At 74.2% G+C, this 10,912-nt stretch carries 11 protein-coding genes and 1 pseudogene; all 12 read left to right on the top strand.

What is annotated here, in order from left to right:
- Window positions 1-116 (top strand): annotated as a pseudogene (locus GTY84_RS01180) (sulfate adenylyltransferase small subunit); the annotation flags it as partial.
- Between the two features lie 2 nt (window positions 117-118).
- Entirely contained in the window at window positions 119-1,381 is a 1,263-nt protein-coding gene (locus GTY84_RS01175) for a GTP-binding protein (protein ID WP_161224122.1), read from the top strand.
- A gap of 164 nt (window positions 1,382-1,545) precedes the next feature.
- The gene (locus GTY84_RS01170; RefSeq protein WP_161224121.1) at window positions 1,546-2,223 is read left to right on the top strand and encodes a response regulator transcription factor; all 678 of its coding nucleotides are present in this window, start codon (window positions 1,546-1,548) and stop codon (window positions 2,221-2,223) included.
- Between the two features lie 190 nt (window positions 2,224-2,413).
- Complete coding sequence (locus GTY84_RS01165) at window positions 2,414-2,614, top strand: MbtH family NRPS accessory protein (protein ID WP_161224120.1); 201 nt, start codon at window positions 2,414-2,416, stop codon at window positions 2,612-2,614.
- A 50-nt stretch (window positions 2,615-2,664) separates the two neighbouring features.
- Entirely contained in the window at window positions 2,665-4,485 is a 1,821-nt protein-coding gene (locus tag GTY84_RS01160; protein WP_161224119.1) for a non-ribosomal peptide synthetase, read from the top strand.
- Complete coding sequence (locus GTY84_RS01155; RefSeq protein WP_161224118.1) at window positions 4,482-5,297, top strand: thioesterase; 816 nt, start codon at window positions 4,482-4,484, stop codon at window positions 5,295-5,297. The genes GTY84_RS01160 and GTY84_RS01155 overlap by 4 nt, the downstream gene beginning before the upstream one ends.
- A complete protein-coding gene (locus tag GTY84_RS01150; protein ID WP_161224117.1) occupies window positions 5,294-6,637 on the top strand; it encodes a M20/M25/M40 family metallo-hydrolase in 1,344 nt (447 codons plus the stop codon). Before GTY84_RS01155 ends, GTY84_RS01150 begins: the two co-directional genes overlap by 4 nt.
- Window positions 6,630-7,556 (top strand): GNAT family N-acetyltransferase, encoded by a 927-nt coding sequence (locus tag GTY84_RS01145; protein WP_161224116.1) that lies wholly within the window; start codon window positions 6,630-6,632, stop codon window positions 7,554-7,556. Before GTY84_RS01150 ends, GTY84_RS01145 begins: the two co-directional genes overlap by 8 nt.
- Window positions 7,553-8,140, top strand: a complete 588-nt coding sequence (locus GTY84_RS01140) for a hypothetical protein (RefSeq protein ID WP_161224115.1) — start codon at window positions 7,553-7,555, stop codon at window positions 8,138-8,140. The genes GTY84_RS01145 and GTY84_RS01140 overlap by 4 nt, the downstream gene beginning before the upstream one ends.
- Window positions 8,137-9,165 carry a BtrH N-terminal domain-containing protein gene (locus GTY84_RS01135; RefSeq protein WP_161224114.1) on the top strand — a complete coding sequence of 343 codons (1,029 nt, stop codon included), beginning with the start codon at window positions 8,137-8,139 and terminating at the stop codon, window positions 9,163-9,165. The genes GTY84_RS01140 and GTY84_RS01135 overlap by 4 nt, the downstream gene beginning before the upstream one ends.
- Complete coding sequence (locus GTY84_RS01130; RefSeq protein ID WP_161224113.1) at window positions 9,165-10,562, top strand: DegT/DnrJ/EryC1/StrS family aminotransferase; 1,398 nt, start codon at window positions 9,165-9,167, stop codon at window positions 10,560-10,562. Before GTY84_RS01135 ends, GTY84_RS01130 begins: the two co-directional genes overlap by 1 nt.
- Window positions 10,559-10,903 carry an acyl carrier protein gene (locus GTY84_RS01125; protein ID WP_161224112.1) on the top strand — a complete coding sequence of 115 codons (345 nt, stop codon included), beginning with the start codon at window positions 10,559-10,561 and terminating at the stop codon, window positions 10,901-10,903. Before GTY84_RS01130 ends, GTY84_RS01125 begins: the two co-directional genes overlap by 4 nt.
- Window positions 10,904-10,912: the final 9 nt, after the last annotated feature.

Here is a 10,912-nt window from a genome sequence, read left to right as displayed (position 1 = left end):
AGAAGGTCATCGCCGAGATCGCCGCCTCCCGCCTCACCGAACGCGGCGCCACCCGCGCCGACGACAAGCTCTCCGAGGCCGCGATGGAAGACCGCAAGCGCGAGGGGTACTTCTAGAGATGAGCACCACCACCGGNNCCCNGGCCGAGACCACCCTCCTGCGGTTCGCCACCGCCGGCTCCGTCGACGACGGCAAGTCCACCCTCGTCGGCCGCCTCCTGCACGACTCCAAGTCCGTCCTCACCGACCAGCTCGAAGCCGTCGAACGCGCCTCCGCCCACCGCGGCCAGGACACCCCCGACCTCGCCCTCCTCACCGACGGACTGCGCGCCGAACGCGAACAGGGCATCACCATCGACGTGGCCTACCGCTACTTCGCCACCCCCCGCCGCCGGTTCATCCTCGCCGACACCCCCGGCCACGTGCAGTACACCCGCAACATGGTCACCGGCGCCTCCACCGCCGAACTCACCGTCATCCTCGTCGACGCCCGCAACGGCGTCGTCGAACAGACCCGCCGCCACGCCGCCATCGCCGCCCTCCTCCGCGTCCCCCACGTCGTCCTCGCCGTCAACAAGATGGACCTCGTCGGATACGAGCGGGGGGTCTTCGACCGCGTCGTCCGCGACTTCGCCGCGTACGCCGCCGAACTGGACCTGCCCGGCTTCACCCCCCTGCCCGTCTCGGCACTCGTCGGCGACAACGTCGTCGACCGCTCGGACCGCATGGCCTGGTACCGGGGCCCGGCCCTGCTGGAGCACCTGGAGACCGTCCCGGTCAGCCACGACCTGCCGCACCGGCCCGCGCGGCTGCCGGTGCAGTACGTGATCCGGCCGCGGACCGCCGAACACCCCGACTACCGGGGCTACGCGGGCCAGATCGCCGCCGGGACCCTCCGCGTCGGCGACGAGGTCACCGTGCTGCCCTCCGGCCGCACCTCGCGGCTGTCCGGCATCGACCTGCTCGGCGAGCCGGTCGGGACGGCCTTCGCACCGCAGTCGGTGACACTGCTGCTCGACGACGACCTCGACGTCTCCCGCGGTGACCTGATCGTGCCCACCCGGGACGCCCCGCCCACCACGCGGGTCATCGGGGGCACCGTCTGCCACGTCGCGGACCGGCCGCTCACCGTCGGCCACCGGGTCCTCGTCAAGCACGGCACCCGCACCGTCAAGGCCGTCGTCGAGGACATCCCCTCGCACTCCGGGGGCCTCACCGCCAACGACATCGGCCGGGTGGTGGTGCGCACCGCCGAGCCCCTGGCCGTCGACGCCTACGCGGACTGCCGCCGGACCGGCGCCTTCCTCCTGATCGAACCGGCCGACGGCACGACCCTGGCCGCGGGCATGGCGGACGGATCCCGGCCCACTGGGCAAGGATGATTTCGCGACAGTCCGCCGATCAAACCTTTGACACTGTCTCACACCTCGTGATCGAATCGAGTCGGAATATGTCGACACAAGAGACGTGAGACCGGGGGTAAGATGAATGGCGAACGCGTTTTATTGCCGAAGTACCATCCGCATTCACATCGGACGTGTGCTTGATGGGTCCGATCAGGGTTCTCATCTGTGACGAAGTGTCCATCATCAGGAATGGTCTCCAGACATTCCTGGAAGCATCCCAGGACATCGAGGTCGTGGGGGTCTCCGACAGCGCGATGAGCACCCTCATGCTCATCCGCCAGCACCGGCCCGACGTCGTCATCAGCGGTCTGACCTACCGTGGCATGTCCGGCGTGGAGCTGATCCGCCGTGTCGTCGCCGAGAACGACGCGTCCGCCTCCGAGGCCCGCTGCATCGCGTTCTCCATGGACTGGGACGACGCCACCATCGGCGAGGTGCTGCGCGCCGGCGTGGACGGCGTGCTGATCGGCGACTCCAAGCGCGAGGAGGTGGAGCACGCCGTGCGCACCGTGGCCGCGGGCGGCACCGCGCTCTCCTCCGAGGTCGCCGGACGCCTCGTCGACTGGTTCCGCAGCCGCGACCCGCACCCGGGCACCGAGGAGAGCCCGGCCGTCAGCACCCTGACGGCCCGCGAGCGCGAGGTGCTCTCCCTGGTCGGCCAGGGCATGTCCATCGAGGAGGTGGCGGAGAGACTGTCCATCAGAGTCAGCACCATCCGCACCCACCTCCACCGGCTGCGCAACAAGCTCTGCGTGCGCGACCGGGCCCAGCTGGTGTCCTACGCCTACCGTTCGGGGCTGGTGAAGCAGTCCGCCTGAGCCGGACTGCCGGGCCCTCGGCAGGGCCGCCGGGCGTGCACGCGGGTAAGCGTGGCGTCCACGCCCGGCGCCGTCGTCCACACACCGTTCGGGGAAGAGTCCACGGGAGAGTGGATGTGCTGCCCCGGGAAATCCCCTAGCGTCTTCCGGGTAATCCGCAATTCGACGAGCATGGACCGGGGGCGGCGGAGTGACCGGAACGACGACGGAAAACGACCGGGATTCCTGGGTCATTGTCGTCAATGACGAGGAACAGTATTCGGTATGGGCCCCGGGAGGCGAACCGCCGCCCGGCTGGCACACCGTCGGATTCACCGGGAAACGTGCGGAATGCCTCGACGAGATCGCCCGGATCTGGACCGATCCGAGGCCGCTGAGCCTACGCGACTGAAATGAAGGTCCGGCCCGATTCGTGTCACGCGAGGACAGAGGGAACGGGGAATGGGATCAACCGTCGCGTCGGTGCACGCGGCTTTCGAACGCCGGGCGGCCCGCACACCGGACACGGTGGCGATCGGCCTCGGCGGCGACCGGCTCACCTACCGTCAGCTCAACGAGCGGGCCAACCGGCTCGCCCGGCACCTGCGCGAGGGCGGAGCCGGCGTCGAGACACCGGTGGGCGTCTGCCTGGAACGCTCCGTCGGCACCGTCGTGGCGCTGCTGGCCGTGCTCAAGGCCGGCGGACACTACGTCGCACTCGACCCGCGCCAGCCCCGGGCACGCCATGAACTCCTCGTGGCCGAGGCGGGCCTGGACCTGCTGATCGCCCACGGCCCCACCCTGGAGGGCGTCGCCGGACTCGCCCGGGTCCAGGACCTCGACGTCCTCGACGAGGCGCTCGCCGGACAACCCGCCGGGAACCTCGGGGTCCCCGTGGGCCCGGAGACCGCCGCCTACATCGCGTACACCTCCGGCTCCACCGGCACCCCGAAGGGCGCCGTCGTGCCGCACCGGGCCGTGCTGCGGCTCGTCCTGGACAGCGACTACCTCACCGTCGGCCCCGACGACGTGTTCCTGATGGCGGCACCGCTGGCGTTCGACGCCTCGACGCTGGAGATCTGGGCCCCGCTGCTGAACGGCGCCCGGCTCGCGGTGCAGCCCCCCGGCGGCCTCTCCCCGGAGGCGCTGGCCGCCACCGTCGCCGAGGAGGGCGTCAGCGTGCTGTGGCTGACCGCCGGACTCTTCCATCAGATGGCGGAGGGCCCGCTCGACCGGCTCGGCGGCCTGCGGGTGCTGCTCGCCGGTGGCGACGTGCTCTCGCCCCGGCACGTCGACCGCGTCCTGGCCGCGCTGCCCGGCATCACCGTGGTCAACGGCTACGGACCCACCGAGAACACCACGTTCACCTGCTGCCACCCGATGACCGCCCCCGTCGGCGACGGCCCCGTCCCCATCGGCCGCCCCGTCAACGGCACCGAGGTCCACGTCCTGGACGGGGCGCTGCGCCCGGTGCCCGACGGCACGGCGGGCGAGCTGTACGCGGGCGGCTCCGGTCTCGCCCGCGGCTACGCCGGACGGGCAGCGCTCACCGCCGACCGGTTCGTGCCCGACCCGTTCTCCGGCCGCCCCGGGGCCAGGCTCTACCGCACTGGGGACCTGGTGCGCCGCCGCCCCGACGGCGCCCTCGACTTCCTCGGCCGCGCCGACCGGCAGGTCAAGGTGCGCGGCTTCCGCATCGAGCCCGGCGAGGTGGAGAACGCCCTGCTGGACCAGCCCGGCGTCCGGGACGCCGGTGTGGTGGTGCACACCCACCCGGAGACGGGAAAGCGCCTGGTCGCGTTCTTCACCGGGGACGACGACGTCCGCCCCGCCGCGCTGCGCGAGGCCCTCGCCCGCACCCTGCCGCCCCATCTGGTGCCCTCCGCCGTCGCCCGGCTCGGGGCACTGCCGCTGACCGCCAACGGCAAGGTCGACCGGGCCGCCCTGGAGGCCCGCGAGATCCGCGAACGCCCCGACCTCGACTCCGACTTCCGGTCCCCTTCGCCCGGCCTGGAACACGAACTGGCCGCTCTGTGGGCCGAGCTGATGGGGCTGGACGAGATCGGGGCCGACGACGACTTCTTCGAACTGGGGGGCCACTCCCTCCAGGCCACCGTGCTGATCCGGCGGATCGGGGAGCGCTACGGCCTCCGGGTCCGGCTGCGCGACCTCTACCTGAACCCGACCGTGGCCGAACTGGCGGAACTCGTCGAGGAGTCGGGCGCCACCACCGCCCCGGACCCCTCCCCCGCCTCCGGCCCCCTCCCCGAGGTACGACGATGACATCTGCCGCCCCCGAGGGTCCCGCGGGCACCGCCCCGCCCCGGGCCCGCCCCGCCCGTCCGGCGAAGTGGCTGCTGCGCCGCCCCGGACCCGACGCCGCCGCCCGGGTCTTCCTCTTCCCGTACGCCGGTGTCGGCGCGTCGATGTACACGCTCTGGCCCGAGCGGATCGGCGGCGCCGAGCTGCTCCCTGTCCAGTTGCCGGGGCGCGAGGCGCGGCTGCGCGAGCCGCACTTCGGCACCTACGAGGAGCTGGCCGGCCCGCTCGTCGACGCCCTCGCCCCGCACCTGGACCGCCCGTTCGTCTTCTTCGGCCACTGCAGCGGCGTCCTGCCCGCCGTGGAGGCCGTGCGCGAGCTGGAGCGCCGCGGGCTGCGCCTGCCGGACCGGCTCGTCGTGTCTTCGCAGGTGGCCCCGCACGACGGCCCGTACGGCAGGCTGCTGGACCTGGGCGAGGACGAGCTGGCCGGCGAACTGGCCGCGCTGGCCCGCGCGGCGGGCGGCGAGCCGCACCCCGACCTGATCGAGCTGGGCGTCTCGGTGCTGGCCGCCGACATCGAGGCCAACCGCCGCTACCGGGTCGACGCGCCCTTCCCGCTGCCCACCGCGCTCACCTCCGTCGGCTGGCGCGGCGACGAGGTGATCCCGCCCGCCCTGATGGGCGGCTGGTCCGCCTACGTCCCCGAGGACGCCCTCCGCGAGGTGCTGCTCGACGGTGCCCACTACGACTTCCTGAAGGCGCCCGCCCCGCTCGTCGAGGTGCTGGCGCACGACCTGGCCCCCCTGGCCCCCGGGACGGAGACGACCGCATGAGCGCCGAAGGGACCACCGCAGCGGACAGCCCCGGTGTCGTCGAACTGACCCGGCGGCTGATCCGCTTCGACACCACCAACCCGCCCGGCGACGAGGCCGCCTGCGTGCGCCACGTGGCCGGACTGCTCGCCGCCGCGGGCGTGGAGACCCGGCTGCTCGGCCGGGAGCCGAACCGGCCCAACCTCGTCGCCCGGATACCCGGCCGGGGCGAGGCGCCCCCGCTGCTGCTGCACGCGCACGTCGACGTCGTCCCCACCCGGGGGCAGCCGTGGACCCGCGACCCGTTCGCCGGTGAGCTGGTCGACGGCGAGGTGTGGGGGCGCGGCGCGGTCGACATGAAGGGCCAGTTGGCCATGATGCTCGACGCCCTGCTCACCCTGCGGGCCACCGGGCGCGCCCCGGCCGGTGACGTGCTGCTGGCCGTGGTGTGCGACGAGGAGGCGGGCAGCGCCGCCGGGGCGAAGTACCTGGTGCGCGAGCACCCCGAGCTGTTCGCCGGGGTGCGCCACGCGATCGGCGAGGACGGCGGCGCCACCCTCTCGCTGGGCGGGCGGACCCGGTTCCACCCCGTCGTGGTCGCCGAGAAGCGGGCCTGCTGGGTCCGCGCGGTCCTGCGCGGCACCGCCGGGCACGCCTCCCGGGTCACCGACGGTTCGGGCGCGGCGCACAAGCTGACCCGGCTGCTCGGCGCCATCGCGGACGGCGGCCTGGGCGTGCTGCTGACACCCCCGGTGGACCTGATGCTCAAGGAGCTGGAGGCGGCCCTCCCGGCGGAGGAGGCGGCCCGCGTCGGCGCCTTCCGCGCCGACCCCTCCGACGCCTCCCCACTGGCCGGTTTCGACGACGCCGACATCCGCTACCTGCGCTCCGTCGTCCGGCACACCGTCAACGCCACCGTGATCCACGGCGGCACCAAGACCAATGTGCTGCCCGCCGAGATCACGGTGGAGCTGGACGGGCGGCTGCTGCCCGGCCCGTTCGACACCCCCGGCTTCCTCGCCGAGCTGCGGGCCCGGGCCGGGGTGGAGATGGACCTCGAGGTCTTCGTCGAGGGCGAGCAGATGCCCGAGCCCCGGCTGGGCGACTTCTACTCCCGTCTCACCGGGGTGCTGCGGCGGCACGACCCGGACGGGGTCCCGGTGCCGATGGTCACCACGGCCTCCACCGACGCCCGGCTCTTCCCGGGCCTCGGCATCGAGACGTACGGCTGGCTGCCGCTGCTGCACGGCGGCACCGCCTCCTACCGGGACATGCTGCACGTGGCCGACGAACGCATCGCGGTCGAGGCGCTGGAGTTCGGCGCCCGCTGCTACCTCGACCTGCTGCTCGGCCATGGGTGAGCCGCGGGTCCGCCGCCTGTCCCCGGCCGGGGCCGCCGCCCGCGCGGGCCGGATCGCCGAACTGACCCGCCTCGCCTACGCCGGGTCCGACCCGCTGCCCGGCCTGCCGGTGCCGGACGGGGCCCGGGAGAGCGAGGCCGCCGTGCGGCGCGGGCTCGCCCGGGGCACCCGGATCTGGGTGGCCGAGACGGACGACGGACGGCTGGCAGGGGCGCTGCGGGTGTCCGCGGACGCGTCGGGCGGCTGGGAGGTGCACCGGGTCTGCGTGGACCCGGCCCACCACGGCCGGGGCCTGGCCCGGCGGCTGGTGGCGGGTGTCGAGGCGGCGGCGCTGGCCGAGGGCGTGCCCCGGCTGTGGCTGAACGCCGTGGTCGAGCGGTGCCTGCCCGGGGTGTACGCCCGGATGGGCTTCCGCGCCGTGCGCCACTGGTCCGCCGACGACAAGCCGCTGTCCGAGACCACCCTGGAACGCGTGCCGGGCGCCGCCCACGACCCGTCCGCGCTGCCCCTGGCGGACCGTGCCCCGCTCCCGTCCGACGTGCTCGTCGGCTGGCTGTCCGGGCCGGCCGGGCTGCTGGCCGTGGTGGGCGCGGGCGTGCGGCCCGAGGAGGCGCTGCGCGCGGCCCGGCACGGCGCGCCCGGCGCCTTCGGACCGGGCGAGCCGGTCGGCGTCGACCTGTGGGAGGACGCCCCGCCCGACGCCCGGCGGCTGCTCACCGGGCGGCTGACGGGTCTCGCCCGTCCGGTCGCCCCGGGCGCGTACCACTTCGCCGCCCCGCGCGAGCGGGTCGGCGTCCATCTGATGCCGCGCACCCTGCATCCGCGGCTGCGTGCCGTGCTGCGCCTGGCCCCCGGCCGGGAGCCTTCCGGCACCCCCACCACGCCCGCCCGCGACACGGCTGGAGTAGGACCGAGTTGACCACCTCGACCACCGCCCCCGTCCCGCTGGACCTGACGGCGCTCGCCGACAACGTCGGCGTCACCCGCCCGGACCGGCTGTCCGACGGCGCGTTCAACATCTGGGGCAACACCTTCCCCGCCGACGAACTGCCCCCGGCCGGACCGGTGGAGGTGCACGGCGTCCCGTTCCGCTGGCCCGCGACGGGCGGCGGGGCGCCGGACAACGTGCGCTGCCGCGGACAGCTCGTCCCGGTGCCCGAGGGACGCTACGACTGGATCCACGTCCTGGCCGCGGCCGAACGCCGCACCGAGGACCCGCTGCTGCTGCACTTCGCGGACGGCGGCGTGGACCCGGAGTGGCTGCGGGTGTCGGACTTCTGGCCGGAGACGTCCTCCCGGTTCGGCGAGCGCCCCGCCTTCTCGTGCACCCGTCTGCACTACCCGCGCCACGTCCAGCACGCCATGGGCCCGACCGTGTGGCACCAGCGGGTGCCCGTCACCCGGGAGGAGCGGCTGCGCGCCTTCCGGCTCCCGGACAACCCGGCGATCCACCTCTTCGCGATCACCCTCGCCCCCTCGGCGCGGCAGGAGGCCACCCGGTGACAGCGGCACTCGTCCCCCACGCCCTCGGCTGGCGGCACGACCTCGCGGGCTGCCTGCACGGCTGCATGGCGGCGCTCCTGCACCACCGGGGCGTGGCCCCGCTGGAGACCCTCGGGGCCGCCTGGGGCTTCCTGCACCTCCCCGGCGACCTGCGGCGCGAGGAGTACTACTACCCGTGCGACAGCGGCGTCTCGCTGCTCGGCGCGCTCGCCCCGCACCATCCGGTGCGCTCCGTGTGGCACCACCCGGCGGACGCGGCCGAGGGCTGGGCCCAGGTCCGCGACGAGGTGGCGGCCGGGCGGCTGGCGGCGGTGGCCGTGGACAACTTCGAGCTGCCCTTCCGGCCCGCCTACCGGGACGTGCACTCCAACCACCTGGTGATCGTCCAGGGGTTCGACGAGGAGCGCGGCACGGTGCGGGTGCTGGACGCGGTCCCGCCCCACTTCCACGGCGACATCACCCTGGAGCAGCTCGCCGCGGCCCGCGACTCGGGCAACCCGGCCGTCCACGACCGGGACATGTTCTTCACCGACGTCCGGATCGGCAACCGCTGGCTGTCCGTCGAACTCGACGCCGGGCCGAAGGACATGCCCCCCTTCGACCGCACGCACATCCGCTCGGTCGTCGAGCGCAACGTGGAGGGCTTCCGCAAGGGCGAGACCGGTCCGCGCCTGACCGGCGCCGAGGGGCTGACCGCCTTCCTCGCCCGCACGGGCGAGCGGCTGGCGGCCGGCGAGGCGGTCCGCGACGAGCTGTTCGTCGTCACCGGCGCGGCCCTGGCCTGCGCCGCCGTCCACGCCGACTGGCTGGCGCTGGCCGCCCGCACCCTGGACGCGCCCGGCCTCGCGGAGGCGGCCCGGGGCGTGGAGCGGATCGCCCACCACTTCTCCGCCCTCCGCATCATGTCCGCGCTCACCGCCTCCGGCGACCTCGGCCCGGACCGGCTGGCGCGCCGCAGCCACGCGCTGCGCTCCGACCTGGAGCAGGTACTCGACACCCTCGGGCACGAAGGAGCCGCACTCTGATGACCGATTCCGCGCCCCGGCCGACGCGGCAGGCGTCCCCGGACCGACTGGCCATGCTCGGCGGTGCCCGCGCGGTGCCCCGCACCCACCGCATCCCGGCCTGGCCGCTGGTGACCGACGCGGACCGCGAGGCCGTGCTCCGCTCGCTGTCCAGCGGCCGGTTCACCACCGCCGCCGTCGGCGAGCGGGAGATCGAGTCGCTGGAGCGGGAGTGGGCCGAGCGGACCGGCACCCGCCACTGCGTGATGGTGAGCAACGGCACCGCCGCCCTCTCGGTGGCCCTGGGCGCGCTGGGCGTCGAGCCCGGTGACGAGGTGATCGTGCCCGCGCTGAGCTTCATCGCCTCCGCGGTGGCTCCCCTGCACGTCCTGGCCGTCCCGGTGTTCGTGGACATCGACCCGCGCACCTACAACATGGTGCCGGAGCTGATAGAGGCGGCGATCACGCCGCGCACCCGGGCGGTCGTCGTGGTCCACCTGCACGGCCTGCCCGCCGAGATGGACGAGATCCGCGCCGTCGCCGACCGGCACGGCCTGGCCGTGGTCGAGGACGCGGCCCAGGCGCACGGCGCCGCATACCGGGGCCGGACCGTCGGCTCCATCGGCGAGGTGAACACCTTCAGCCTCAACGTCAGCAAGAACCTCGCCACCTGCGGCGAGGGCGGCCTGATCACCACCGACGACGACGGCGTCGCCCGCCGGGCCGCCATGCTGCGCCAGTTCGGCGAGGTCGCCACGAAGAAGGCCGAACGCTCCTACGTCGGCCACCTGCTGGGCTTCAACCACAAGCCGAACGCCATCCAGGCCGCCTTCACCCGCAGCCGGCTGGAGCGCTTCGACGAGGAGGCGAAGCTGCGCGACGAGAACGTGCGCCGCTTCCTGGGCCGCCTCGCGGCGCTGCCCGGACTGCTCGTCCCCGAGGTGCCCGACGACCGCGACCACGCCTGGCACATCCTGCGCTTCCGCACCGATCCCGGGGCCTGGGACCTGGCCGCAGGGTACGCCGGGCCGCTGCGGGCGGCCCTGATGCGGGCGCTGCGCGCCGAGGGCGTGCCGGCCGGGCACTACCAGATGATGTCGCTGCCGCAGCAGCGGGTCTTCCGGGAGCGGCTCGGCTTCGGCGGCCTGCCCTGGCAACTGCCGGGCGTGGCGCCGCGCGCGTACCGGGCGGAGGACCAGCCGACCGCCCTCGCGGTCATCGACGACTCGTTCACGCTCCAGAAGGCCCATCTGTCGCCCTCGGCCGGACCGCTGCTGTCCGCCTACGCCGACGCCTTCGAGAAGGTCTGGGCCCACCGCGACGTGGTGGCGCGGCACGCGGTGTCCATGGAGTACCGGACGCCGTGGGAGACGGCCGAGGGGATCGCGGCCGACGAGTGGACGGAGGCCGCCGGGTGAGCACGGACGTGCGCGCGGAGCTGACCGCGATCTGGCAGCAGGTCTTCGGCCTGGACGCGGCGGAGGTGGACACCGCCGAGAGCTTCTTCGCGATCGGCGGCACCTCCTTCCAGGCGGTCCAGCTCATGACGCGGATGGAGCAGGCGTTCGGGGTGAAGGTGCCGCTGCCGGTGATCTTCACCGAGGGCAGCGTCGACGGGCTCACCGCGGCCGTCGGGGACGCCCTCGGCACCGACGACGACGGCCTGCTCGCCTCGGTGGAGGGACTGTCCGAGGAGGAGGCGCTGCGGCTGCTCCGGGAGCACGAGACGCGGGCGACGGAAGACCGGACCGACACGTAAGAAGTGGAC

Origin of the sequence: Streptomyces sp. SID8352 (assembly GCF_009862265.1) — a bacterium.
GTDB lineage: Bacteria > Actinomycetota > Actinomycetes > Streptomycetales > Streptomycetaceae > Streptomyces.
This window is presented reverse-complemented; position numbering and strand designations above follow the sequence as displayed.